The following is a 24,363-nucleotide window of genomic DNA, read 5'->3' as shown; positions in this document are numbered from 1 at the left end:
GACACGAGAGGGGCCACGATGACGACTCCCGTCCATCAGCTGAAGGCCGAGCTCTTCAAGACCCTCGGTCACCCCTTGCGGATCCGCATCCTCGAGAAGCTCTGCCTCCGCGAGCACTCGGTCGGCGAGCTGTTGGCCGAGCTCGACGTCGAGGCGTCCAACCTGTCGCAGCAGCTCGGTGTGCTGCGCGCTTCCGGCCTGGTGGCCACGCGACGGGACGGGTCCGCCGTCCTGTACGCCGTGACCGACCCCGAGATCGCCGAGCTGCTGGCCGTGGCCCGCCGCATCCGGACCAAGCTGTTGTCCGACCAGCTCGAGCTGCTCAGCGACGAGGTCGTCGAGACGTCCGGTCAGCCGACGGGCGCGTCCTCCTGATGAGCGTGCTGCGCAAGATCCTCCGCACCGGGCGCGTCGCCGAGCCAGAGCTGCCGCGTCCTGCGGTCGAGGACGCAGCCGGTGCCGCGTCCGCTGCGGCCGGACCTCTCGCGGGCTCCGTCCAGCTGCGTCACATCGACGCGGGCTCGTGCAACGGGTGCGAGCTGGAGATCGGCTCAGCGTTCGGTCCGGTGTACGACGCGGAGCGCTACGGCCTGCGGCTCGTCGCGTCCCCTCGCCACGCCGACGCGCTCCTGGTGACCGGCCCGGTGACGCGCAACATGGCCGACCCGCTGCGCGCGGTGTTCGACGCGACCCCGAACCCGAAGCGTGTCGTCGCGGTCGGTGACTGCGCCATGAACTGCGGTGTGTTCGCGGGGGGCCATGGCGTCGAGGGCGCCGTCGGCGACATCGTGCCCGTCGACGTCGAGGTGCCCGGCTGCCCGCCCACGCCCGAGGCGCTCATCGCGGCGCTGCGGGGGCTGACCGGCCGATGAACCTCATCAGCGTCGGGCTCGCCGTGGTCGCCGCCGCAGCGCTCGTGGGCGCCGTGGCCGGCGGCTCGGCGCCCGCGCGCACCCGGCCGGTCGCCGCGGGCGCGGCGACCACGGTCGTCGGCATCGGCGGGGTTCTCGCGGGGGTCGGCGCGCTCGGCGGTCAGACCTGGTCGTTGACGGCCGCGCACCTGCTCCCGCTGGCCGAGACGACGTTCGCCGTCGACGCGCTGTCCGGAGCCTTCCTTCTGCTCATCGGCGCCGTGGCGATCGCGGCCGGCATCTACGCCGTCGGCTACACGAGCCCCGGCGGCGCGCACGCGACCGACGACGCCGCACAGGTCCACGACCCGGCGGCCGCGCACGACGGCACCGAGGCGCACGACGAGGCGCACGACGACCCGTCGGGTCCGGCCACCGCGGCCGCCTCCAGGACGGTCCAGGCGGTGCTCCCGCTGTTCGCCGCCGCCATGCTGCTCGTCCCGGCGGCGGCGAGCGTCAGCACGTTGCTGGTCCTGTGGGAGCTCATGGCGCTCACCTCGCTGGTTCTCGTCCTCGCCGAGCACCGGCTGCGCCGATCGGTGCGCGACGCCGGCCTCTGGTACGCGGGCATGACGCACGCCGGGCTCGTCGCGATCATGCTCGGTCTCGTCGTGCTGGCCGCCGGCGCCGGGGGCGAGTCCTTCGCCGCGATGCGCGCCGGCTCGGCCGGGCTGTCCCCAGCCACCGCCTCCTGCGTCTTCGTGCTGGTCTTCCTGGGATTCGGCTCCAAGGCGGGCATGGTGCCGCTGCACGTCTGGCTGCCGCGCGCGCACCCCGAGGCACCCAGTCACGTGTCGGCGCTGATGTCCGCGGCCATGGTCACCCTCGGGTTGTACGGGATCATCCGCGTCGGGTTCGACCTGCTCGGCGGGGGAGCCGGCTGGTGGTGGCTCATGGTCCTCGCGGTCGGCGCCGTCTCCGCGCTGTACGGCGTGCTGCAGGCCAGCGTCGCCGCTGACCTCAAGCGGCTCCTCGCGTACTCGACGACCGAGAACGTCGGCCTGATGCTCGTGGGCATCGGCGCCGCCGGCGTGTTCGCGGTCGAGGGGAACCGGGTCCTCGCGGGGCTGCTCCTGGCCGCCGCGGTGCTGCACGCGGTCAACCACGCGGCGTTCAAGGCGCTGCTGTTCTTCGGCGCCGGGTCCGTGCTGCGCTCGACCGGGCTGCGGGACCTCGACCGCCTCGGCGGGCTCGTGTCGCGGATGCCGGTCACGACGGCGCTGTTCGCCGTCGGCGCGCTGGGTGCGGCCGGGTTGCCGGCGGGGAACGGCTTCGTCTCGGAGTGGCTGCTGCTCCAGGGACTCATCCACAGCATGACCGGCGCGACGGGACCCTCGGTCGTGGTCGCGATCAGCATGCCGCTCGCGGTGGCGGTGGTCGCCCTGACGTTCGGACTCGGTGTGGCGACGTTCGTCAAGGCGTTCGGTGTCGGCTTCCTGGCCCGGCCACGGTCCGCCGCGGCGACCGGTGCGACCGAGGGACCGCTGAGCATGCGGGTCGGCATGGGCCTCGCCGCGGTGGCGTGCACGGCGCTCGCCGTGGCTCCGGCCGTCGCCGCGGCGCCGCTCGGCCGGCTGCTGGACGTCCTGCCGTCGGTGCGGGACGGTGCGCCGCTCGCCGGCAGTGACGTGTCGCTGCGCCTGGCGGGCATCGCCGGCTCCATGTCGCCGCTGCTGATCATCGTCGGGCTGCTCGTCGCGGGCCTCGGCGCGGCGGCGCTCGTGCGCCGCGTGACCCAGCGAGCGCCGCGTCGGGCGACGCCTGTCTGGGGCGGCGGCAGCACGCGCCTCGGCCCGCGGATGGAGTACACGGCGACGTCCTTCGCCGAGCCGCTGACCCGGGTGTTCGAGGACGTGCTCAGGCCGGAGAAAGACGTCGACATCACGCCCTTCGCCGAGTCGGAGCTCCTCATCGCGAGCATCAGCTACCGCCAACGCGTCCCCGACCGGGTCGAGGCTCGGCTGTACCCGCCGCTCCTCGCCGCGGTCCGCCGATGGGGCCAGTGGTCGCGGGGGATCGCCAACGGCAGCGTGCACCGCTACCTGGCGTACGGGTTCATCGGGCTGCTCGTGGTCCTCGTCGTCGTCGGGATCACGTCATGACCGCCGTCGGCGTGGTGGGCGTGCTCGTCCAGGTCGTCGTCGTCGTGGGCGGGGCACCGCTGCTGGTCGGGCTCATGCGGCAGGTGCGGGCGGTGCTCGAGGGTCGCGCGGGCGCCGGCATCGGCCAGCCGTGGCGCGACCTGCGCAAGCTCCTGAAGAAGGAGGCGGTCCGGCCCGAGGGCACCAGCTGGATCTACACGTCCGGGCCGCTCGTGGTGTTCGCCTCGACCCTGGTCATCGCCGCCGTCGCGCCGTTCGTCTCGACCGCGTCCCCGCTCGACGGCGTCGCGGACCTGTTCGCGGTGGTCTCGCTCCTGCTGCTCGGCACCGTCGCACTCACGCTCGCCGGTCTCGACACCGGGACCGCGTTCGGCGGCATGGGGGCGAGCCGCGAGGTGACGATCGCGGCGCTGGCCGAGCCCACGATCCTGCTCGCGGGCTTCGCCCTGTCGGCCCGGGTCGGGTCGTCGAACCTGGCGGACATCGTGGCGGGGACCCTGGCCGCGCCCGCACAGGTCCTGTCACCGGCCACGTTGCTGGCGGCGGTGGCGTTCGCGGTCGTGGTCATCGCCGAGGCCGGACGGCTCCCGGTCGACAACCCGGCGACCCACCTCGAGCTGACGATGATCCACGAGGCGATGATCCTCGAGTACGCCGGGCGCGACCTGGCCGTCGTCGAGCTCGCGTCGGCGATGCGCCTGACCGTGCTCCTCGGCCTGAGCGTCAACCTCTTCGTGCCGTGGGGGGTCGCGACGTCGTCGGCGCCGCTCGCGCTGCTGGGGGCGACGGCCGTCTTCGCGCTCAAGGTCGGCGTGCTCGGCGCGGTGCTGGCGACCTTCGAGGTCTTCATCGCCAAGTGGCGCCTCTTCCGGGTGCCCGAGCTGCTCGCCGGGTCGTTCCTGTTCGGGCTGCTCGCCGTCTCCGCGTCCTTCTTCCTGGCATGAGAGGCGGTGGGCCGAGATGAGTGACGTCATGTTCGTGCAGATCCTCGACCTGGTGTGCGGCGGCCTGCTGCTCTCCGGGGTCCTGATGCTGTGGCGCCGAGAACTCGCCGCGATCGTGCGGCTGCTGGTCGTGCAGGGAGTGCTGCTCGCCGCGCTCGCCGTGCTCCTCGGGGTGCGCGAGCACAGCGTCGAGCTCTACCTCGTCGCGGTCGGGGTGCTCGTCCTCAAGGCCGTCGTGCTGCCGGGCGTGCTGCACCGGGTCCTGCGCGACAGCGGGGACGTCCGGGAGGCCGAGCCGCTCGTGAACGTGACGTCGTCGCTGCTCGCCGCCGCACTGCTCACGCTGGTCGCGTACGCCGTGAGTCGGCCGCTCGTGGCGCTCGCGCCGTCCGCGACGACACGCGCGCTGCCCGTCGGGCTCGCCGTGGTGTTCCTCGGCTTCTTCGTCCTGGTGACCCGCCGCCACGCGCTGTCGCAGGTCGTCGGCTTCCTGCTGCTCGACAACGGCATCGCCGCCACCGCCTTCCTCGCGACGTCAGGCGTCCCGCTCGTGGTCGAGCTCGGGGGCTCGCTCGACCTGCTGCTCCTGGTGCTCGTGCTCCAGGTGCTCGCCGCCCGGATGCGGCTGACCTTCGGGCGGACCGACATGGACGAGCTCTCCGAGCTCCGCGACTGATGAGGACACCCATGCACGCATCAGCAGGGTCACTGTGACCGCGATCGGCGGCCTCGGCACCGCCGTGCTGCTCGCGCCGCTGGTCGCACCGCTGCTCGCGGGAGGCGCCGCGGCGCTGCTCGGCTGGCGGCGGGCAGTCGCCTGGTCCGCCGTCGCCGCCTCCGCGGTCATCCTGGCGAGCGGCGTGCTGGCAGCCGTGGCGACGGCGGACGGCTCGGTGCTCGTCGCTGGCGACCTGCTGCGGGCGGACGCGCTCACGGCGGTCATGCTGCTCGTCATCGGCGCCGTCGCGGTGATCGCCACCTGGTCGAGCGTCGGCTACATCGACCAGGAGCTCGCCGCCGGGCACACCGATGCGCGCGGCGCGGGGCGCTACGGGCTCCTCGTGCCGATGTTCCTCGCGGCGATGGTGCTCGCGGTGCTCGCCGGCAACCTCGGCGTGCTGTGGGCGTCGATCGAGGCGACGACGATCGTGACGGCGTTCCTCGTCGGGCACCGCGGCGGTCGCAAGGCGGTCGAGGCCACCTGGAAGTACGTGATCATCTGCTCGGTCGGCATCGCGCTGGCCTACCTGGGGACCGTGCTCGTCTACTTCGCCTCGCAGCACTCCGGCATGGGGTCGGAGGGCTCGCTCGACTGGACGGTGCTCCTCGAGCACGCGGACCGGCTGGACCCCGGTGTGATGCGGGTCGCGTTCGCGCTCCTCGTGCTCGGCTTCGGCACCAAGGCCGGGCTCGTGCCGATGCACAGCTGGCTGCCCGACGCCCACAGCCAGGCGCCCGCGCCGGTGTCCGCGCTCATGTCCGGCGTGCTGCTGTCGGTCGCTGTCTACGCGCTGCTGCGGTACCGCGTGATCGCGGTCGCGGCGCTCGACCCTGGCTTCGTGCGCGGCCTGCTGCTCGTCGCGGCGCTCACCTCGCTGGCGCTCGCCGCATCGATGCTCATCGCCCAGCGCGACTACAAGCGGCTGCTCGCCTACTCGAGCATCGAGCACATGGGGCTCGTCGTGCTCGGCGCGGCGGTCGGCACCCGGCTCGCCGTCGCGGCTCTGCTGCTCCACATCCTGGGCCACGGCCTGGCCAAGTCGGTGCTGTTCTGCGGTTCCGGCCAGATCCTTGCCCTCGAGGGCACGACGCAGATCTCGGGCGTGCGCGGCCTGCTGGCTCGCCGCCCGGTCCTGGCCGGCACCTTCGCGCTCGGGCTCGCGGCACTGCTCGGGCTCCCGCCGTTCAGCCTGTTCGTGAGCGAGCTCGCCCTGGCTCGGGCGGCGGCCGACGCCGGTCTGGGCTGGGCCGTCGCCGTGGCGCTCGTGCTGCTCCTGGTGGTCTTCGTGGCGATCGCCTCGCACGGTGCGGGGATGCTGTTCGGACGGCCTCCCGCCCTCGCGGCGTCCCCGAGTGCTGCGCCGCCGCCGGCCACAGCGCCGCTGCCGACCGCGGCGGCTGTCTCCGCGGTGCTGACGATGACGCCGGTGCGCCCGCAGACGATGCAGCCCGTGCGCTCGGCCGGCGGGGTTGCTCCGCTCGTGACAGGGCTCGCGGTGCTCGCCGCGCTCGGGGTCGTCGCGTGGCCGTTGGACCAGCTGCTACGCGCGGCCGCGCTGATCGCGGGGACCCCGTGAACGCCCCGACGTCCAGGCGCCAGGAGGTCGGCGCCGCTGAGCTCGCCGTCCAGGTCGGCGCGCTGCTCGACGACGGCTACCGGCTCGCGCTCGTGGCTGCCCACGAGGACCCGGACGCCTTCCGCGTCGTGTACCTGTTCACGGCCGGCAACCCGGACCGCCGGGTCGAGCTCGTGCTGCGCACGGATCGGGAGGTACCCGAGGTGCCGTCCCTCGCGGCGCTGTCGTTCCCTGCCGGTCGGTTCGAGCGTGAGATGCGTGACCTCTACGGCATCGTGCCGCTCGGCCACCCCCTGCCGCGCCGGCTCGTGCGTCACCAGCACTGGCCCGTCGGGTGGTACGCCATGCGGTCCGACGCGGGGCCCGCACCCGAGTTCGGCGCGGTCGACGAGGCCTACCCGTTCGTGACGGTGCAGGGTCCCGGGGTCTACGAGATCCCGGTCGGCCCGATCCACGCCGGTCTCATCGAGCCCGGGCACTTCAGGTTCTCCGTCGTCGGCGAGACCATCCTCAAGCTCAAGGCCCGCCTCTGGTTCACGCACAAGGGCATCGAGAAGCTCGCCGAGGGCCGCACGCCGTCGGACGCGCTCCTGCTGGCTGAGCGGGTCTCGGGAGATACGAGCGTCGGCCACGCGCTGGCCTACTGCCTCGCGGTGGAGGATGCCTACGGCTGGGACGTGCCCACCGAGGCGGGACTCCTGCGCGCGGTCCTGCTCGAGCTCGAGCGGCTGTACAACCACGTCGCCGACCTCGGTGCGCTGTGCAACGACGTCGGCTTCGGCATCCTCAACGCGCACGCGCTGCGGGTCCGGGAGCGGCTGCTCCGACTGAACGCCGACGTCACCGGTCACCGGCTGCTGCGGGGCGCGGTCATGCCCGGCGGCGCACGCGTCGCCGAGCTGCCCACCTCGGGCCAGCTGGCGGAGGTCGCGGCCGAGGTCGCGGAGATCGTCGACCTCGCGCTGGCCAACAGCGTCGTCCGGGACCGGTTCACTGGCACCGCGGTGCTCCGCGGGGACCAGGTCCGCCAGATCGGTGCCTTGGGATACGTCGCCCGGGCCAGCGGTGTCGACGTCGACGCCCGTCGCGACCACCCGTTCCACGTCGCTACCACGCAGGTCACGCCGGTCACGCGGAGCGAGGGCGACGTGCTGGCCCGGTTCCTGGTGCGTGCGGGCGAGGTGCGGGCCAGCATCGCGCTGCTCGACCTCCTGCTGCACGACGCGCGGACCGGGACTGCGCACCGCGACCGGGCGTCGGTCGTCCCTGGTGGTCAGGTCTCGGGGGTCGGGCTCGTCGAGGGCTGGCGCGGCACGATCGCGCACCGAGTTGAGATCGCCGCGGACGGCACGCTGGCGCGGCTCAAGATCGTCGACCCGTCGTTCATGACGTGGCCCGCTCTGCCGGTCGCGCTGACCGGAACGATCGTCCCGGACTTCCCCGTGGCGAACAAGAGCTTCAACCTCTCGTACGCCGGCAACGACCTGTAGCGGCACCCGATCGCGCGGCGAGGCATCATGGGTGTCCGAGCCGCGGTCCGACGTCGCGTCGGACCAGGGCCGCGAGCACCGCGAGCACCGCGAGCACCGCGAGATCAAACCAGGAGGCGACGTGCCACATCGTGTGCCGGCCGTCGGCCCGTCCGAGCTGCGCGCCGACTGCGCACACTGTTTCGCGCTGTGCTGCGTGGCGCTCCCGTTCGCGGCCTCGGCCGACTTCGCGATCACGAAGCCTGCGGGGGAGCCGTGCACCCACCTGCAGACCGCCTTCCGCTGCGGGATCCACGACCGGCTGCGGGAGCGCGGGTTCCCGGGCTGCACGGCCTACGACTGCTTCGGCGCCGGGCAGAAGGTCTCCCAGGTGACCTTCGGCGGTCACGACTGGCGGGCGGCTCCGCAGACTGCGTCGTCGATGTTCGCGGTGTTCCCGGTCGTCCGGCAGCTCCACGAGCTGCTGTGGTACCTCACCGACGCGCTCGCGCGACCGGCCGCTGCCCCACTCGCGGCCGCAGCGCAGCAGGCGCTCGACGAGACCGAACGCCTCACCCGGCTGTCGCCGCAGGACCTCGATCGCCTGGATGTGGCAGCGCACCGGGCGACGGTGAACACCGTTCTGCTGGCGGTCAGCGAGATCGTCCGCACCGAGGCCGGTCGCGCCGCGGCGCAGCACCGGGGCGCTGATCTCATGGGGGCCATGCTGCGTGGAGCGGACCTGCGCGGCGCAGACCTGCGCGGCGCCTACCTCATCGGCGCCGATCTGCGCGGCGCGGACCTGCGTCTTGCCGATCTCATCGGAGCCGACCTGCGAGGCGCGGACCTCTCGGGCGCCGACCTCACCGGGAGCCTGTTCCTCACGCAGTTCCAGCTGGCCGCAGCGAAGGGTGACGCGCGCACCCAGGTCGATCCGCCGTTGACCCGGCCGGCCCACTGGCTCTCGTCGGCCCGATAGCGACCGGACGCGGACGCGATCTGGCCCGCCGCGGCCTCGGTCGGGTGCACGATGGGCTGGCGTCGGTGTCGGCGCACCGCCCGACCGGAAGGACGCTGACATGACCGTGGACGACCTGGGTTCCGACGAGCCGCTCGGCGAGGTGCCGCCCGTGTCCGCCGAGCTCGACCTGGCCGCGGATGGCCTCGGCGGCGGCGGTCCGATGGTGGGCATCGCGATCCGGCTCCCGGTCGCCACGCTCGACGCTGCGCGACAGATCGCGAACGACGAGGGCGTCAAGGTGACGGCGATGCTGCGCGAGTGGATCGACCAGCGGGTCGCCGAGCGGGTGGACGACGCGCGGGTCGTGACGGTCGCCGACCTGCGACGCCTCATCGCCCACCGCGCTCAGGACCTCCAGCCCGGCCGCGACGTCGGAGGCGACGAGCTGCACGCGGTGCAGTCCGAGCCTGCCCGGTCGGCGACGGCGGCTGCCTCGAAGCCGAAGGCCGCCGCGGTCGCCAAGCCGACGCACGTCGAGGCCGCGAAGCCGAAGGCTGCTGATGGCGGCAAGCACAAGGGCAAGTTGTCCGCAGGCGCGAAGGCCAAGGCGAAGTCCAAGTCGTCGGGCCACGGTTCCGGCAAGGGGGGCCCGAAGGCAGGCTGACCGGCGGCTGGATCGTCGCGCGGTCCGATCAGGCCGCGTCGGTCCGGTGGTCCCCGGTTGCTCCGTCGATCAGCTCGCGGAGGATGTCCATGTGGCCGGCGTGCCGCGCGGTCTCCTCGATCAGGTGGATGAGCGTGCAGCGCATCGAGACGGGTTCGCCGGTCCAGGCCCTCCCGGTCTCGTCGAGCCCGACCTCGTCGATGACGCGGTCGGCTGCCGTCCGAGCGCGTGCGTAGAAGGCCAGGATGTCCGACGTCGACTCGTCCGGACGGACGCGGAGGTCGGCGTCCTCGTCGTCCGGGTCGAACGGCAGGGGCTCCGTCTCGCGGCCACCGGCCGCAGCCGGTGGTGAGCACCCCTCAGTACCGCGTCGCGATCTGGTGCAATGCGCCGATGACGACCCGGGCCGACCGCTCGGCGGCATCGTCGACATGGGTGAGGAAGTCTGCACCCGCGGCGGGACCGCAGAGGTCGGAGATCCCCCGAACGGACAGGAACGGCACGCCGTACAGGTGGCCGGTCTGGGCCAGCGCGGTCGACTCCATGTCGGTGGACAGCGCCTCGGGGAACGCGGCCCTGATCGCGTCGACGGACGAGGCGTCGATGAACGCGTCACCCGAGATCATCGTGCCCGCGCGCACGCGGAGGTCGGGGACGTCGGCGCCGAGCGCGGCCTCGAGGAGGTCGTGATCGCCCTGGTACGACTCGGGCATGCCCGGAACCTGCCCGAGCGAGTACCCGAACGCCCGCGCGTCCGCCCCGGAGTACAGGTAGGTGGAGCCGACGACGACGTCACCGACACGGACGTCCTCGCCGACCCCCCCGGCGCTCCCGGCGCTGATCACGACGCGGGGCCGCGTCGCACTCATCGCGACGGACGTCGCCGTGGCCGCGTTGACGAGGCCGATCCCGCACTGGACGAGGAGCACGCCGCGGCCGTCGAACGAGAGCAGCCGCTGCAGCGCGTGACCCACCTGGGAGACCTCGCCCACGAAGTCGGCGCGGTCGACGAACGGCGCGGACTCGTCCGCCATCGCGGTCACGATGACGGCGTCGACGGCGATCATGCGGTCACCGTGCTCCACTCGTCGCGGGCCGCGAGGAACGTGCGGGCTGCGGCCTGCGCACCCTCGAGGGTGTGGTTCGCACCCCAGCCGCACTGGACCTCGTTCGCGGCGGGGACCTCGGTGGCGACCAGGACGTCCTCGAGGGTCGCCTGCACCAGGTCGAGGACCTCCTCGAGCTCCCACTCACCCTGGAGGATGAGGTAGAAGCCCGTCTGGCAGCCCATCGGCGAGAAGTCGATGACCCGGGCCGAGTGGTTGCGCGAGTGCTCGGCGAACAGGTGCTCGAGCGAGTGCACGACGGGCATCTCGAGGTGGGCCTTGTTGGGCTGCGTGAACCGGACGTCGTACTTCTGGATGACGTCCCCGGCGGGCAGGACCTTGGTGTCCGCGAGGCGCACGTACGGTGCGACGACGGTGCGGTGGTCGAGGTTGAACGACTCGACGTTCATACGGGGCTGGTTCACGTGCGGTCTTCCCTGTCGGTGGGCAGTGCCGGGAGGTCACGACACAACGGGGACCGACGGTGTGCTGTTCCGCCGTCGGACAGCGACCATTGTGCTCCACCGCACGAGGGCGGGAAGCAGGGGGTCCACGGCGATCACGACGCCCACGATCGTCACCGCGAGGGCCATCGACGCGGTGACGTCGGTGAGCCAGTGGTAGCCGAGGTAGAGCCTGCTCGCAGCGACCGCGATCGTCCCCATGGCGCTGACGGAGAGGCTGACGACGGCCGTGCGGGTCGTCGGTCGCCAGGTCCACAGCAGGTAGCTCGCGACGAGCAGGAACGTCGCGGCCCCCAGCGTGTGACCCGACGGGAAGCCGGGGTTGGTCTCCGGTGGGGCGATCATGACCGCGAGCGGGGGCCGGGCGCGCCCGACGAGAACCTTGATGCCCGACGACGTGACCACGGCCAGGGCCATCGCGCCCCCGAGCAGCAGCGCGGGCCGAACCCGTCGCGTCCGCCACGCGATCCCGAGCGCGAGGACGATGACGAACGGCGCGAGCACGGCCGGGTCGGCGAGGAACGAGACCGCCTGGAGGGCGCTCGTGGCGCCGGCCGATCGGTGCGACAGCAGCCAGGTGAGCACGGGCGAGTCCCAGACGCTGAGGTCACCGTGCTCGTCGACGCCGTCGAGCACGGCCGCGAACGCGAGGAGGCCGACGACGATCGCTGCGAGGCCCGCGACGGTGCGCCGGGCGTGGGGGACGACGACATCGCGGGCGGGAGGCATCGGAGCAGTCTGGACCGGTCGGCTGGAAAGTTGCTGGACGCGCGTGCCCTGGCCCGCGAGCGGGTTCAGCGACCGCGGAACTGGTCGATCAGTCGCCGCTCGCGCTTGGTCGGGCGGCCGGCACCACGGTCGCGCTGCGGCACGGACGCCACCTCCTCGCGTGGCGGCGGGGGAGGCGTGTGGTCGACGAAGACCTCGGCCGCGACGGCCGCGCCGACGCGCTTCTCGATCACCCGGGCGACCACGACGATGCGTTCCGGACCCTCGCCGCGCACGCGCACCTCGTCGCCGACCTTGACCGACGTCGCGGGCTTGGCCCGGTCGCCGTTGACCTTCACGTGACCCGCCCGGCACGCGGCTGCCGCGAGCGCGCGCGTGCGGGTCAGGCGGGCGGCCCAGACCCAGCGGTCCACGCGCGTCGAGGTCCCGGCTGGTGCTGCGGTCATGAGGACGTCCGCGCGGTCACGCGCGCCCGGACCGTCCGGCCGGCGATGTCGTCCTGCCCCATCCGCGTCGTCCTCGCCTGCCTCGTCGTGATGGCCGGCTGGACACCGGCGGCTTCACCGAGCCTAGCCGCGGGCTCGTGCGCCGGACGATCCGCACCCGACAGACCGATCGGGGCAGACAGACGACCGGCCCCAGACAGACGAACAGCGCCCCAGCCGTGAGGCTGGGACGCTGCTCGTACGCTCAGATGGTGATCAGAGCGGGGTGATGTTCTCGGCCTGCGGGCCCTTCGGGCCCTGCGTGACGTCGAACTGCACCTTCTGGTTCTCGTCGAGCGAGCGGTAGCCGCTGCTCTGGATCGCCGAGTAGTGGGCGAAGACGTCGGGGCCACCGTCGTCGGGGGCAATGAAGCCGAAGCCCTTTTCGCCGTTGAACCACTTCACGGTACCTGTTGCCATTGTTCTGCTCCCTTACGGGCATACGGACGACCCCGACTCTCGGGGCCAGTTATTACGGTGATTCGTCGTCCGCTCCCTCAGGGAACGCGGTGCCCGGGCAGAACCCGTGGCGTAACTCCACACTGCAACTCCAGAAGCAAGCATAGCGGGATCGGGCCGAGTCAACCAGTGCACGGCGCGACGAGTCTCGGGCGGCCGAGACTCGTCGCGAACGGCAGGCGCGCTCAGTCCACCGTGGCGGACGTCTCGAGGGCAGCACCCAGGGCGCCGAGCAGCTCGTTCGTTCCCTCCTCGCGCTGCGCGGGGTTGTCGAAGCTGTCGAGGAAGGCGCCGTGCTCGGTCAGGGTCAGACGCGTGCCGGACCCCTCAGCCGCGAGCTCGATCGTCGTCAGGGACGCGGAGATCGGGTTGCCGTCGAGCGTCATCGCGTACGAGTAGACGATCCGCTCGTCGGGCACGATGTTGTGGTAGGTCGCGTCGAAGGTCGTCGTGAAGCCGCCCGGGTGATGCGACTCGCTCGACTCGACACCGCCCGGGCGGAAGTCGAACTCGCTCCTCGTGGTCGTGAAGCCGTCGTGCTCGCCGCCGAACCAGACAGCCTTGATGTCGGGGTCGGCGAAGGCTGCGAAGACGCGCGCGGGCGGGGCCGCGTAGCTGCGCTCGAGGGTGAACGTGGCGTGGGTGACGGATCGCGTGGTCATGGCTCTGTCCTCTCATCGTGGTGCTCGGGTGCCTCGGTGGCCTGCGCGAGGTAGTCGCCGAGGCGGTCGAGGCGACGCTCCCAGGCGGTGCGTCGCTCCGTGATCCAGTGCTCGGCCGCGTCCAGCGACGCCGGCTCAAGCCGGCAGGTGCGCACGCGGCCGATCTTCTCGGTGCGGACGAGACCGCTCGCCTCCAGCACCTGTAGATGCTGGACGACAGCGGGCAGGGACATGGCGAGCGGGCGGGCGAGCTCGCTCACCGAGGCCGGCCCGCGGCTCAGGCGCTCCACCATGTTCCGGCGGCTCGGGTCGGCGAGCGCCTGGAACATGCGATCGAGAGCGTCGGGTTTGTTAAGCACAGACTTAAGTATTGCTCCCTCGGCGCCGCTGTCAAGACCCGTCGACCCGTCACGACGCACAGCGTCTGCACAGCGACCGATCCCTCAGCACGCCTCCGCGGCGTCGATGGGCACCGCGACGCGACCGGCGCGTCCACGAACGGAGGCACGAGCCCATGCAGGTGTCCGCAGCATCGACCACGACCGATCTCACCGCGCTGCAGCGCCAGCTGCTCGTCGACCAGCGCACGCTCGCCGAGCACGTCAAGGCCAGCGCGGACGCTTCGACGATCGCCGCCGACCAGGTTGCCGTCCAGACCGACGAGCTGGCGATCGCCCAGGCGAGGTCGGGTTCGCTCGACGTGCTGGCCTGACCGCGGGCCGCCGCTCGATCGCCCGTGAAGTCTTTCTCACCGAGGGAGCGGTTCCACTCTGGGCGAAACGGGAGGATGATGGTCCTGATGCCTTACAAACCGACCGGCGCTCGCCGGAATCTGCCGAACAGTCCCTTCAAGGCCGCCCGCGACGCGGCTGCGGCGGCGGCCGTGATCGTTCCGATCCCGGTCGGCGTCCGTGTGTCGCACGAGCGTCACGGTCTCGGCCGCGTCGTCGCGCTGGCAGGTGAGCAGGCAGTCATCGTCGACTTCGGTAACGGTGACCTCCGCCGGGTCTCGCTCGCGAGCTCGAAGCTCGAGACGATCTGAGCCTCCCGGCTCATCCAAGACCCGGCGGACGCCGCCCTTACCGGCGGTTCGCCAGGTAGTACTCGATCAGTCCGCGGGTCGACGCGTCCTGCTGCTCGAGCGTCGCAGTGTCCCCGGCGACGGCCGGCGCGATCTCCATGGCCAGCTTCTTGCCGAGCTCGACGCCCCACTGGTCGAAGCTGTCGATGCCCCAGACGATCCCCTGCACGAACGTGATGTGCTCGTAGAGCGCGATCAGCTGACCGAGCACCGACGGGGTCAGCGCGGGCGCCATGATCGACGTCGTCGGACGGTTGCCGCTGAACACCCGCGCCGCGACGATCTCCTCGGCCGTGCCCTCGGCCCGCACCTCGTCGGCCGTCTTGCCGAACGCGAGCGCCTTGGTCTGTGCGAAGAAGTTGGCGAGGAACAGCTCGTGGACGTCGGCGTCGCCGTCGCGCAGCGGGTGTGCCGGTGTCGCGACCGCGATGAAGTCGGCCGGGATGAGCCGCGTGCCCTGGTGGATGAGCTGGTAGAACGCGTGCTGCCCGTTGGTCCCGGGCTCGCCCCAGAACACCTCGCCCGTCGCCGTCGTGACCGGGGTGCCGTCCCACCGGACCGACTTCCCGTTCGACTCCATCGTGAGCTGCTGGAGGTAGGCGGCGAACCGGTGCAGGTACTGCGCGTACGGCAGCACGGCGTGCGTGTGGGCGTCGAGGAAGTTGACGTACCAGACGTTGAGCAGGCCCATCAGGACCGGCACGTTCTGCGCGAACGGCGTGGTCCTGAAGTGCTCGTCGACCGCGTGGAAGCCCGCGAGGAAGTCGCGGAACCCGTTGGGCCCGATCGCGATCGCGAGCGACGTGCCGATGGCTGACTCGACCGAGTACCGGCCGCCGACCCAGTCCCAGAAGCCGAACGCGTTCGCCGGGTCGATGCCGAACGCCGCGACCTTGTCGAGCGCCGTCGACACGGCGACGAAGTGGCGGGCCACGGCCTGCTGGCGCGCTGCGTCGGTGTCCTCCATCGCGCCGGCCGCGACGAGCTGCTCCCACAGCCACGCGCGGGCCAGACGGGCGTTCGTGAGCGTCTCGAGGGTGCCGAAGGTCTTGGATGCGACGATGAAGAGGGTCGTGGTCGGGTCGAGGCCCTTGACGGTCTCCGCGAGGTCCGTCGGGTCGATGTTCGAGACGAAGCGCAGCTCGAGGCCGTCCTGGACGTACGGCTTGAGCGCCTCGTAGGCCATGACCGGGCCGAGGTCGGAACCGCCGATGCCGATGTTGACGACGGTCGCGACGCGGGCGCCGGTCACACCGGTCCACGCACCGCTGCGGACCGAGTCTGCGAACGCGAACACCTTCGCGAGGACGGCCTGCACGTCCGCGTCGATGTCCTGGCCGTCGACGACGAGCGGCGTGGCGGACGACGGGGGGCGACGGAGTGCGGTGTGGAGCACCGCGCGGTTCTCGGTGACGTTGATGTGCTCGCCCGCGAACATGGCCGTGATGCGACCGGCCAGACCGACCTCGTCGGCCAGGCGGACGAGCAGGTCGAGCGTCTCGTCGGTGAGGAGGTTCTTCGACAGGTCGACGTGGAGGTCGCCGACCGTTCGGGTGAGGCGTGCGGTGCGTCCGCCGTCGGCTGCGAACCAGCCGCGCAGGTCGGGCTCGAACGCGAAACGGTGGGCCGTCAGGTCCGTCCAGGCGCTCGTCGCGGTGACATCGATCGGTGTGGTGGTCACAGGTTTTCCCTCTCGCGAGCTCGGTGGCACCACCGTATTGCCCTGGGGGGTGTGCGGTGTAGGACGGTCGGATCGCGCTGTGAGACCGCCGGCGACGGCGCCTACAGTGGCGCCGTGCTGCGCTCTTCGATCTCCCGTATGCCCACCGCCGCCGTCGCCGGGCTCAGCCTCGTCGTGGCGTTCGCCGCCGCCGACCTGACGGGTGTCCGGCCGCTCGGCGGGCTCGTGCTCGTCGCGGGCGGGCTCTGGTGCGTCGTCCGCTCCCGGGCTGCGGGCTGGTGGCGCCTGGTGGTCGTCGTGCTGCTCGCGCTGGGGCTGTTCGTCGCGTCGCACCCGCTCGGTCGGGTGATCGGCGCCTGGCCGGCGGTGCTGCTCGCCGGGCCGCTGCTCGCTGCCGCCACCTACGGGCTCGTCGATCGCGGCTCTCGCGGCGTCGTCGGCGACGGCGCGCCCACGGCCGGGTTCGTGCTCACCGAGAAGCTCCTGACGATCCTCGGACCGCCGCAGATCGGCGACCAGACCTCGCCGCGCCGGCCCCCGAGCGCTGACGAGCAGGAGCGAGAGCAGCGGCTGCAGAGCGATCTGGAGCGCGTCGTCGGCCCCGACGGCCACGTGTACCTGGTCGAGCGCGACGGCACGAGCCACTGACGTGCCGTCGGGCGGGCAGGATGACCCGGTGACCGCTGTCGCCGCGCCGCTGTTCGTCTGCTGCGGGCTTGTGACCCTCGATGTGCTGCAGGTCGTCGAGCGGCTGCCGGCCCCCGACGAGAAGGTCGTCGCGACCGACCTCGAGGTGGGGTTCGGCGGACCGGCCGCCAACGCGGCCGCGACGGCCGTCGCCCTCGGGGTACGCGCCCGCCTCGTCACCGCGCTCGGCTCGGGGCCGGTCGCCGACCTCGTCCGGTCGGGGCTGCGCGACGCGGGGGTCGAGCTCGTCGACCTGCTCGAGGGTGCGCCCGGGACGCCTGCCGTCTCGACAGTCCTGGTCACGCGGGCCACGGGGGAGCGCGCGGTCGTGTCGGTCAATGCGACCGGGGTCGGTGACCTGGCCGGACGGGTGCGCGCGCTGGCCGACGCCACGCTGGCGGGGGCGAGCGTGCTGCTCCTCGACGGCCACCACCTCGGCGCGGCGGTCGCGCTCGCCGATCGGGCCCGGTCCGCCGGGGTGACCGTCGTGCTCGACGGTGGCAGCTGGAAGCCGGGGCTGGACGAGCTTCTCGCACTGGTGGACCACGCGGTCCTCTCGGGCGACTTCCTGCTCCCGTCCGCCCTCGTGCCGGACGGCGTCGACGACCTCGGTGCCGTCGCCGCGCTCGGCCCGCAGCTCGTCGCTCGTTCGGCCGGTTCCGGCCCGGTGCCGTACCTGCTGGCGGACGGCACCCGCGGTGCGGTCGTGCCGCCGCCTGTCCCGGTCGACGAGGTCGTCGACACGCTCGGCGCGGGCGACGTGCTGCACGGCGCCTACTGCGCGGAGCTGGTGCGCGGCGGGTCGCCGGTCGGGGCCCTCGAGCGTGCGGTGCAGACCGCGACGGCGTCGGTGCGGCACCGCGGCGCACGGTCCTGGTCGCAGCTCACACCCTCAGCAGCCTCCGGGCGCGAGCGTGTGACGAACCGCTCACCTGGCGATCCGGACCTGGGGTCTGTCGGGGTCGCGCCGTAGACTCGGGCCCATGAGCGAGCCCCTTCCCCCCAGCCCCCAGCCAGACCCGATGGATCCCGGGGCCGGGACCTCCACGAGCGTCCTCGAACGCCAGGAGACACGCGAAGAGGTCGAGCCGGGCGACCACGAACGGTTCGCGCACTACGTGCGCAAGGAGAAGATCCTCGGCTCGGCGCTGAGCGGAACGCCCGTCGTCGCGCTCTGCGGCAAGGTCTGGGTGCCGGGCCGCGACCCGAACAAGTTCCCGGTGTGCCCGGTGTGCAAGGAGATCTACGAGGGGCTGCGTGCCCCGAAGGACGGCGGACCCGGGAGCAGCGGCCCCGGCGACGGCTCGTCGTCCGGCGGGAAGTGAGCGCGCCGCACCGCCTGCCCCTCCCCACGAGCCACGCATCGACCGCGGCAGCCTCCCAGCTGCCGCCGGCGTTCCCGTCGCGTGCGCCGTGGGGCACTGCCGAGAAGCTGCGGGCATGGCAGGCCGAGGCTCTCGACACCTACCGGGCGCGTCAGCCGCGAGACTTCCTCGCGGTCGCGACACCGGGTGCCGGGAAGACGACGTTCGCGTTGCGCATCGCGACCGAGCTGCTGGCGGCGCGCGTCGTGCGCCGGGTCACCGTGGTGGCTCCCACCGAGCACCTCAAGAGGCAGTGGGCTGACGCCGCTGCCCGCGTGGGCATCACGATCGATCCGAGCTTCACCAACGCGCAGGGGCGTCACGGCCACGGGTTCGACGGTGTGGCGCTCACGTACGCCCAGGTCGCGAGCAAGCCGGCGCTGCACGCCGCGCGGACCGAGGCGGCTCCCACGCTCGTGATCCTCGACGAGATCCACCACGGTGGCGACGCCCTCTCGTGGGGCGACGCGGTCCGTGAGGCGTTCCAGGGTGCGACTCGTCGACTCGCGCTCACCGGGACACCGTTCCGGTCGGACACCGCGGCGATCCCGTTCGTCACGTACGAGCGGGGGATCGACGGCATCCGGCGCAGCACGTCGGACTACTCCTACGGGTACGGCGAGGCGCTGCGCGACCATGTCGTGCGTCCGGTCATCTTCCTGTCGTACAGCGGCGCCATGCGCTGGCGTACCAAGGCTGGGGATGAGGTCAGCGCGCGTCTCGGCGAGGCACTCACGAAGGACATGACCGCGCAGGCCTGGCGCACCGCGCTCGACCCCAACGGCGAATGGGTCCCCGCAGTCCTCGCGGCAGCCGACCGCCGGCTGAGCGAGGTCCGCCGGTCGGTTCCCGACGCCGGGGCGATGGTCATCGCGACCGACCAGACCGACGCACGGGCCTATGCCGGTCACCTGGCGCGGATCACGGGGACGTCACCCACGGTCGTGCTCTCGGACGACGACGGGGCGAGCGACCGGATCGACGCGTTCTCCGCCTCCGACTCCCGCTGGCTCGTCGCGGTCCGGATGGTCTCCGAGGGCGTGGACATCCCGCGCCTGGCCGTCGGCGTCTACGCCACGAGCACCTCGACGCCGCTCTTCTTCGCCCAGGCGGTGGGACGGTTCGTGCGCGCCCGTCGCCGCGGAGAGACCGCGTCGGTGTTCCTGCCGAGCGTCCCGCAGCTGCTCGCGCTCGCGAACGCGCTCGAGGCCGAGCGGGACCACGCGCTCGACCGGCCGCTCACGGCCGAGGAGGCCGGCGAGGGCTTCTCGCCGGAGGATGCGCTGCTCGCGGCGGCGAACTCGGAGCGGGGCGGACCCGACGCCGTCGGTCCCGACGGCCTCCAGGGCGCATTCGAGGCGCTCGAGTCGCTGGCCTCGTTCGACCGCGTCCTGTTCGACGGCGGGGAGTTCGGCACGGGCGGCGACCTCGGCTCGGACGAGGAGCAGGACTTCCTCGGGCTGCCCGGCCTGCTCGACGCCGACCAGGTCACGACGCTCCTCAAGCAGCGCCAGGCCGACCAGCTCAGCGGCCGGCGCGGGGCCAGGGCGTCGAAGGAGGCTCAGGCCGCCCAGCTCGCCGAGATGGACCATCGCAAGCAGGCGGCGCTGCGCAAGGAGCTCGCGCAGCTCGTCGGCGCGTGGGCCCGGCGCAGCGGCCAGCCGCACGGCACCGTGCACTCCGAGCTGCGTCGGCGGTGCGGCGGCCCGGAGGTCGCCCTCGCCGACCCGGACCAGCTCACGGCACGGCTCGAGCTGCTGCGTGGCTGGTTCGTCGGGAAGCGCTGACCGGCAGCTCGCCGTGCCCGTCTCACATGGTGGACAGCAGGATCGTCGTGAACCCGCAGGTCAGCGACCTGGACTGGCGCCTACATAACACTCGCGACGAAATTCGCAACCCCTCGCAGCGGGTGCGGACGGCAGCTGCCGGTGTCACGCTCGAGAGGTCAGACCCGGTACCGGGCACCCCCGGTCATCGATCGATCGTGACAGCCCAGGCTGTCGGAACTGAAGGAGGCACCATGCCGTCCTGGCTCCTGCTCATCCTTGTCGGCGTCGTTCTGGTCATCCTCGGCGTCGCGACCAACATCGGGCAATTCCTGATCTGGATCGGCGTGATCGTCCTCGTCGTGAGCTTGATCCTCGGCCTTGTGGGCCGTGGCCGGGCACGCGTGTAGCGACCTCGCTCACCGACGCCGCGGCGGGCTCAGCCCTCGAGCCGCAGCGTCACGGTCGGCACCGCGGCCTCGTCCGCGGACAGACGCCGGGCCGCCCGCGGCAGCTCGTCGCGGGCGGCCCGGTGTCGTTCTGTCGCCAGCCGGACACCCGACCCACCGGTCCACCGGGCCTCGACCGTGCCGCCCGTGACGAGGGGGACCTGGAGCGCTCGCAGCGAGCGGTCGTCGGACGACCAGGCGGCCACCGCCGAGTCCGCCCCGGTGACCAGCACCTCTTCGACGGCACGTCCGTCCCGGCCCAGTCGTCGGGCCGCGGCCTTGCGGCCGCCGACACTCGTCTTGCCCCGCGCGATCTTCTCGACGGGCTCGAGAGACCCGTCGCGACCCTCGCGGGCGACGAGCTTGTAGACCATGCCGCACGTCGGGGCTCCCGAGCCGGTCACGACCGAGGTGCCGACCCCGTAGGAGTCCACGGGCGCGGCCGCGAGCGACGCGATCGCGTACTCGTCGAGGTCCGAGGTGACGGTGATCCGGGTGCCGTGCGCCCCGAGCCCGTCGAGCTGGGCCCGGACCTCGTGCGCGAGCACCCCCAGGTCGCCCGAGTCGAGGCGAACGGCACCGAGCGAGGTCCCCGCGGCCGCAACCGCCCGCTCGACGCCGCGGCGGACGTCATAGGTGTCGACGAGCAGCGTGGTCCCGACGCCCTGCGAGGCGACCTGCGAGGCGAACGCCGTCTCCTCGTCGTCGTGCAGCAGCGTGAACGCGTGCGCGGCCGTGCCGATCGTCGTCAGGCCGTAGCGGCGACCCGCCTCGAGGTTCGACGTCCCGACGAACCCGGCGATGACCGCCGCGCGCGCAGCAGCGACCGCGGCATCCTCGTGAGCACGCCGAGCACCCATCTCGAGACACGGGCGCCCAGCGGCCGCACTTGTCATGCGGGACGCCGCCGAGGCGATCGCCGAGTCGTAGTTGAGGATCGACAGCACGAGGGTCTCGAGCAGGACGGCCTCGGCGAACGTCCCCTCCACGACCATCACGGGGGACAACGGGAAGAACACCTCGCCCTCGGCGTAGCCCCGGATCGACCCTTCGAAGCGGTATCCGGCGAGGAACTCGAGCGTCGTGTCGTCCACGACGTGCTCGTCGGAGAGCCAGTCCAGCTCGGTCGCGGTGAACCGGAAGTCGGCGAGCGCCTCCAGCACGCGTCCCGTCCCCGCCAGGACCCCGTACCGACGACCCGGCGGCAGCCGTCGGGTGTAGACCTCGAAGACGCAGCGCCGGCCGGCCGTCGAGTCCGCGAGCGCCGCCTGCAGCATCGTCAGCTCGTACCGGTCGGTCAGGAGGGCGGTGCTGACCCCGTGCGGGGCGGCGGGCGACGAGTTCATGGCGCCAACGTACGACTCGGGGCGAGTGGCCCGCACCCACGGGTCCGCGCTCCCGGTCCCGCACCTAGAGTGGACGGGTGACACTGCAGACCGCGCCCGAGGGGCTCGCCGCTGCCGAGCAGAGCATCTCGACGGTCGACGCCTGGGTCACCATCGTCTGGAACGACCCGGTCAACCTCATGAGCTACGTGACGTACGTCTTCCGGTCGTACTTCGGCCACCCCCACGCGAAGGCCGAGATGCTCATGCGCCAGGTCCACGAGCAGGGGCGTGCCGTGGTCTCGGCCGGGAACCGTGAGCGGATGGAGGTCGACGTGCAGGCGATGCACTCCTACGGCCTGTGGGCGACGCTTCAGCGGTCGGGCGACTGATGCGCGCCTTCCGCCGAGAGCGCGGGATGTTCGTCGCCGAGCTCGATGCGGACGAACGCGCCGCGGTGGCCGCCGTGGTGGCCGACGTCGCGCAGCTTCTGGGCGCCGGGCGGCTCGAGGACGGCCGGACGACGGGTGGACCCGGGGACGACGACACCCGGCAGACGGCACCGCCCACCGAGCACCTGGCCGGGCTCAGCCTGCGGATCGACGACATAGCAGCGCCCGACGACGCCGCGGTGCGCAGGCTTCTGCCGGACGCGTCCCGGAACGAGCCGAGCGTGTCGGCCGAGTTTCGACGGCTCACCGAGGACGACCTGCGCCGCGTCAAGACGGCACGGCTCACGGCGCTGTGGGATGCGCTGACGACCGGTCCGGCGGACGGCTGGCCGCGCGGAGCGCTCGTCGTGCACCCGGACGCCGGCGCGGACCTCGCCGCGACGATCACCGACCTGCGTCTCGTGCTGGCCGACCGCCTGGGACTGGACGACGACGAGGCGTCCGAGGCGCTGTACGCGGACCTCGAGCGCGAGCTGCCCGACGACGACGACGGGCAGCCCGACCCGCCGGCCGACGTCCGGCGGTACCTCGGCTCGATCTACGCCGCGCTGAGCTGGCTGCAGGAGTCGCTGCTCGACGTCCTGCTGGACGAGCTCGACCGGCCGCGCTGACCCGCCCGGACTCGTCGCCGACGAGACCGGGCGCGCGCTCCGATAGGCTCGTCGGCGTGAACGAGGCCCCGATCGGCATCTTCGACTCCGGTGTCGGCGGCCTGACCGTCGCGCGGTCGATCCTGGACCAGCTGCCCCAGGAGTCGACGCTGTACATCGGCGACACGCTCAACACCCCGTACGGTTCCAAGCCGCTCGCCGCTGTCCGTGCGCACGCGCTCGCGGTCATGGACGACCTGGCGGACGCCGGCGTGAAGATGCTCGTCATCGCCTGCAACACCGCGTCGTCGGCCGTGCTGCGCGACGCCCGCGAACGGTACGAGCTGCGCCACGGGCTGCCGGTCGTGGAGGTCATCCTCCCGGCCGCGCGCCGTGCCGTCCTCGCGACCCGCACCGGCCGGATCGGCGTGATCGGGACCCACTCGACGATCCAGTCGCGTGCCTACGACGACGCGTTCGCGGTCGCACCGGGCGTCCACCTCACCTCCCAGGCGTGCCCGAGGTTCGTCGAGTTCGTCGAGGCCGGCATCACGTCGGGCCCCGAGCTCATGGCGGTCGCCCACGAGTACCTCGACCCCGTCCGTGCGGCCGGCGTCGACACCCTCGTGCTCGGGTGTACCCACTACCCGTTGCTGACCGGCGTCATCTCCTACGTGATGGGCGAGGACGTCACGCTCGTGTCGAGCGCCGAGGAGACCGCGAAGGACGTCTACCGGACACTCGTCGCGCACGACCTCGAGCGTGAGTCGGCCTCCGGCCCGGCCGAGCACCGGTTCATCGCGACGGGCGACCCGGTCTCGTTCCAGGCGCTCGCGCGCAGGTTCCTCGGACCTGAGGTCGGTGCGGTCGAACCGCTCGGTGCGCTGCGGTGAGGCTCGTCGTCCTCGGCTGCGCCGGGTCGTTCCCGAGCGCAGACGCGGCGGCCTCCGGCTACCTGGTGCAGGCCGAGGCGCCCGACGTCGACGGCGCAGACCGGACGTGGACCGTTCTGCTCGACCTCGGCAACGGCGCTCTCGGTCCGCTGCAGCGCTACGGCGACCCGACGGCGCTCGACGTCATCGCCGTATCCCACCTGCACTCCGACCACGTCGCGGACCTCATCGTGCTCAACGTCCTGCGGCGCTACCGGCCGCAGGGTGCGTGCGACCAGGTGCCGCTGTACGGCCCGGCGGGGACGGCCGAACGGTTGGCCGTGATGGCGGGCAAGGACCCGGCGACCACGGTCTCCGAGCAGTTCGACGTGCGCGAGTGGGCGCCGGGCGTCTCGATCAACGTCGGCCCGTTCACGCTCGAGCCGGTCGAGGTCGCCCACCCGATCCCGGCGTTCGGCATCCGGGTGACCGGTCCGTCGTCCCTCGAGCCCGGACGCTCCGTGACGATCGCCTACACGGGGGACACCGACCTGTGCGACGGCGTCGCGGCCCTCGCTGCGGGCGCGGACCTGCTTCTCGCAGAGGCCGCGTACGTCGAGGGTCGGGATGACGCGTCGCGCGGCGTGCACCTCACGGGCCGGCGCGCGGGTCTGGTCGCGGCCGACGGCGGCGTCGGGCGCCTCGTCCTGACGCACCTGGTCGACTGGAACGACCCGCAGGTGACGCTCGCCGAGGCGCGCAACGTCTACGCCGGACCGATCGACCTGGCCGCCCCGGGCGCCGTGTACACGCTCTGACGATGGCAGGCCGTGGGGGAGCCCA

Annotated in this window: 30 protein-coding genes; 20 read left to right on the top strand and 10 right to left on the bottom strand. The window is 72.5% G+C overall.

Going from position 1 to position 24,363, the window contains the following annotated elements:
* Positions 1 to 18: 18 nt before the first annotated feature.
* The 9 genes from DDP54_RS01970 to DDP54_RS01930 all read left to right on the top strand — a co-directional run bounded on the left by DDP54_RS01970 (position 19) and on the right by DDP54_RS01930 (position 9,348).
* A complete protein-coding gene (locus tag DDP54_RS01970) occupies positions 19 to 375 on the top strand; it encodes a metalloregulator ArsR/SmtB family transcription factor (RefSeq protein WP_109130330.1) in 357 nt (118 codons plus the stop codon).
* Positions 375 to 872, top strand: a complete 498-nt coding sequence (locus tag DDP54_RS01965) for an oxidoreductase (RefSeq protein WP_109130329.1) — start codon at positions 375 to 377, stop codon at positions 870 to 872. Before DDP54_RS01970 ends, DDP54_RS01965 begins: the two co-directional genes overlap by 1 nt.
* Positions 869 to 3,013 (top strand): proton-conducting transporter membrane subunit, encoded by a 2,145-nt coding sequence (locus DDP54_RS01960; protein WP_109130328.1) that lies wholly within the window; start codon positions 869 to 871, stop codon positions 3,011 to 3,013. The genes DDP54_RS01965 and DDP54_RS01960 overlap by 4 nt, the downstream gene beginning before the upstream one ends.
* Positions 3,010 to 3,957, top strand: coding sequence for an NADH-quinone oxidoreductase subunit H (locus DDP54_RS01955; protein ID WP_109130327.1), 948 nt, complete (start codon positions 3,010 to 3,012; stop codon positions 3,955 to 3,957). The genes DDP54_RS01960 and DDP54_RS01955 overlap by 4 nt, the downstream gene beginning before the upstream one ends.
* A gap of 16 nt (positions 3,958 to 3,973) precedes the next feature.
* Complete coding sequence (locus DDP54_RS01950; RefSeq protein ID WP_109130326.1) at positions 3,974 to 4,633, top strand: hypothetical protein; 660 nt, start codon at positions 3,974 to 3,976, stop codon at positions 4,631 to 4,633.
* A gap of 34 nt (positions 4,634 to 4,667) precedes the next feature.
* Positions 4,668 to 6,254 (top strand): proton-conducting transporter membrane subunit, encoded by a 1,587-nt coding sequence (locus DDP54_RS01945; RefSeq protein ID WP_242448165.1) that lies wholly within the window; start codon positions 4,668 to 4,670, stop codon positions 6,252 to 6,254.
* Positions 6,251 to 7,744, top strand: coding sequence for an NADH-quinone oxidoreductase subunit C (locus DDP54_RS01940; RefSeq protein ID WP_109130325.1), 1,494 nt, complete (start codon positions 6,251 to 6,253; stop codon positions 7,742 to 7,744). Before DDP54_RS01945 ends, DDP54_RS01940 begins: the two co-directional genes overlap by 4 nt.
* A 31-nt stretch (positions 7,745 to 7,775) precedes the next feature.
* A complete protein-coding gene (locus tag DDP54_RS01935; protein WP_347338488.1) occupies positions 7,776 to 8,702 on the top strand; it encodes a pentapeptide repeat-containing protein in 927 nt (308 codons plus the stop codon).
* 100 nt (positions 8,703 to 8,802) lie between these two features.
* A complete protein-coding gene (locus DDP54_RS01930) occupies positions 8,803 to 9,348 on the top strand; it encodes a hypothetical protein (RefSeq protein WP_109130324.1) in 546 nt (181 codons plus the stop codon).
* A gap of 28 nt (positions 9,349 to 9,376) precedes the next feature.
* On the opposite strand, the gene DDP54_RS01925 is transcribed toward DDP54_RS01930, so the two are convergent.
* The 8 genes from DDP54_RS01925 to DDP54_RS01890 form a co-directional block, all read right to left on the bottom strand.
* Complete coding sequence (locus tag DDP54_RS01925) at positions 9,377 to 9,772, bottom strand: DUF664 domain-containing protein (RefSeq protein WP_242448421.1); 396 nt, start codon at positions 9,770 to 9,772, stop codon at positions 9,377 to 9,379.
* Complete coding sequence (gene mtnN / locus DDP54_RS01920) at positions 9,708 to 10,415, bottom strand: 5'-methylthioadenosine/S-adenosylhomocysteine nucleosidase (RefSeq protein ID WP_109130322.1); 708 nt, start codon at positions 10,413 to 10,415, stop codon at positions 9,708 to 9,710. The genes DDP54_RS01925 and mtnN overlap by 65 nt, the downstream gene beginning before the upstream one ends.
* On the bottom strand, positions 10,412 to 10,864 hold the full coding sequence (locus DDP54_RS01915) for an S-ribosylhomocysteine lyase (protein WP_109130321.1): 453 nt from the start codon (positions 10,862 to 10,864) through the stop codon (positions 10,412 to 10,414). The genes mtnN and DDP54_RS01915 overlap by 4 nt, the downstream gene beginning before the upstream one ends.
* Positions 10,865 to 10,915: 51 nt before the next feature.
* Positions 10,916 to 11,647: a phosphatase PAP2 family protein gene (locus DDP54_RS01910; protein WP_109130320.1), complete on the bottom strand. Its 732-nt coding sequence runs from the start codon at positions 11,645 to 11,647 to the stop codon at positions 10,916 to 10,918.
* A gap of 65 nt (positions 11,648 to 11,712) precedes the next feature.
* Positions 11,713 to 12,093, bottom strand: coding sequence for a S4 domain-containing protein (locus DDP54_RS01905; RefSeq protein WP_109130319.1), 381 nt, complete (start codon positions 12,091 to 12,093; stop codon positions 11,713 to 11,715).
* Between the two features lie 255 nt (positions 12,094 to 12,348).
* Entirely contained in the window at positions 12,349 to 12,552 is a 204-nt protein-coding gene (locus DDP54_RS01900; protein WP_109130318.1) for a cold-shock protein, read from the bottom strand.
* Between the two features lie 224 nt (positions 12,553 to 12,776).
* Positions 12,777 to 13,253: an SRPBCC family protein gene (locus DDP54_RS01895; RefSeq protein ID WP_109130317.1), complete on the bottom strand. Its 477-nt coding sequence runs from the start codon at positions 13,251 to 13,253 to the stop codon at positions 12,777 to 12,779.
* Complete coding sequence (locus DDP54_RS01890) at positions 13,250 to 13,612, bottom strand: metalloregulator ArsR/SmtB family transcription factor (protein ID WP_242448164.1); 363 nt, start codon at positions 13,610 to 13,612, stop codon at positions 13,250 to 13,252. Before DDP54_RS01890 ends, DDP54_RS01895 begins: the two co-directional genes overlap by 4 nt.
* Before the next feature lie 155 nt (positions 13,613 to 13,767).
* On the opposite strand from DDP54_RS01890, the gene DDP54_RS01885 reads away from it, so the two are divergent.
* Together DDP54_RS01885 and DDP54_RS01880 are read left to right on the top strand one after the other, a co-directional pair.
* A complete protein-coding gene (locus tag DDP54_RS01885; protein ID WP_109130315.1) occupies positions 13,768 to 13,965 on the top strand; it encodes a hypothetical protein in 198 nt (65 codons plus the stop codon).
* An 87-nt stretch (positions 13,966 to 14,052) separates the two neighbouring features.
* Positions 14,053 to 14,295, top strand: a complete 243-nt coding sequence (locus DDP54_RS01880; protein ID WP_109132271.1) for a hypothetical protein — start codon at positions 14,053 to 14,055, stop codon at positions 14,293 to 14,295.
* A 37-nt stretch (positions 14,296 to 14,332) separates the two neighbouring features.
* Here the strand turns inward: DDP54_RS01880 and pgi are convergent, their stop codons facing one another.
* Positions 14,333 to 16,015 (bottom strand): glucose-6-phosphate isomerase, encoded by a 1,683-nt coding sequence (pgi, locus tag DDP54_RS01875; RefSeq protein ID WP_109130314.1) that lies wholly within the window; start codon positions 16,013 to 16,015, stop codon positions 14,333 to 14,335.
* 114 nt (positions 16,016 to 16,129) lie between these two features.
* Between pgi and DDP54_RS18315 the strand changes: the two genes are divergently transcribed.
* From DDP54_RS18315 to DDP54_RS18055, 5 genes are read left to right on the top strand one after another with little or no spacing between them, the layout of a single operon-like run.
* Entirely contained in the window at positions 16,130 to 16,663 is a 534-nt protein-coding gene (locus tag DDP54_RS18315) for a hypothetical protein (protein ID WP_197711280.1), read from the top strand.
* Between the two features lie 28 nt (positions 16,664 to 16,691).
* Positions 16,692 to 17,675 carry a PfkB family carbohydrate kinase gene (locus DDP54_RS01865; protein WP_242448163.1) on the top strand — a complete coding sequence of 328 codons (984 nt, stop codon included), beginning with the start codon at positions 16,692 to 16,694 and terminating at the stop codon, positions 17,673 to 17,675.
* 10 nt (positions 17,676 to 17,685) lie between these two features.
* Positions 17,686 to 18,027: a DUF3039 domain-containing protein gene (locus DDP54_RS01860; RefSeq protein ID WP_109130313.1), complete on the top strand. Its 342-nt coding sequence runs from the start codon at positions 17,686 to 17,688 to the stop codon at positions 18,025 to 18,027.
* Complete coding sequence (locus tag DDP54_RS01855) at positions 18,024 to 19,853, top strand: DEAD/DEAH box helicase (protein WP_109130312.1); 1,830 nt, start codon at positions 18,024 to 18,026, stop codon at positions 19,851 to 19,853. Before DDP54_RS01860 ends, DDP54_RS01855 begins: the two co-directional genes overlap by 4 nt.
* Positions 19,854 to 19,900: 47 nt before the next feature.
* On the top strand, positions 19,901 to 20,242 hold the full coding sequence (locus DDP54_RS18055) for a hypothetical protein (RefSeq protein ID WP_158274429.1): 342 nt from the start codon (positions 19,901 to 19,903) through the stop codon (positions 20,240 to 20,242).
* A gap of 29 nt (positions 20,243 to 20,271) precedes the next feature.
* Here DDP54_RS18055 and DDP54_RS01850 read toward each other — a convergent pair whose 3' ends face one another.
* Positions 20,272 to 21,627 carry a nicotinate phosphoribosyltransferase gene (locus tag DDP54_RS01850; protein WP_109130311.1) on the bottom strand — a complete coding sequence of 452 codons (1,356 nt, stop codon included), beginning with the start codon at positions 21,625 to 21,627 and terminating at the stop codon, positions 20,272 to 20,274.
* 83 nt (positions 21,628 to 21,710) lie between these two features.
* Between DDP54_RS01850 and clpS the strand changes: the two genes are divergently transcribed.
* From clpS to DDP54_RS01830, 4 genes are read left to right on the top strand one after another with little or no spacing between them, the layout of a single operon-like run.
* Entirely contained in the window at positions 21,711 to 21,998 is a 288-nt protein-coding gene (gene clpS / locus DDP54_RS01845) for an ATP-dependent Clp protease adapter ClpS (protein WP_109132268.1), read from the top strand.
* Positions 21,998 to 22,669, top strand: coding sequence for a DUF2017 family protein (locus tag DDP54_RS01840; protein WP_109132269.1), 672 nt, complete (start codon positions 21,998 to 22,000; stop codon positions 22,667 to 22,669). Before clpS ends, DDP54_RS01840 begins: the two co-directional genes overlap by 1 nt.
* A 56-nt stretch (positions 22,670 to 22,725) precedes the next feature.
* Entirely contained in the window at positions 22,726 to 23,541 is an 816-nt protein-coding gene (gene murI / locus DDP54_RS01835; protein WP_109130310.1) for a glutamate racemase, read from the top strand.
* Positions 23,538 to 24,338, top strand: a complete 801-nt coding sequence (locus DDP54_RS01830) for an MBL fold metallo-hydrolase (protein ID WP_109130309.1) — start codon at positions 23,538 to 23,540, stop codon at positions 24,336 to 24,338. Before murI ends, DDP54_RS01830 begins: the two co-directional genes overlap by 4 nt.
* Positions 24,339 to 24,363: the final 25 nt, after the last annotated feature.

This window comes from Cellulomonas sp. WB94 (assembly GCF_003115775.1).
Classification (GTDB): Bacteria; Actinomycetota; Actinomycetes; order Actinomycetales; family Cellulomonadaceae; genus Cellulomonas_A.
Note: the sequence above shows the minus strand (reverse complement) of the source record. Positions and strands in the feature narration are given on the sequence as shown.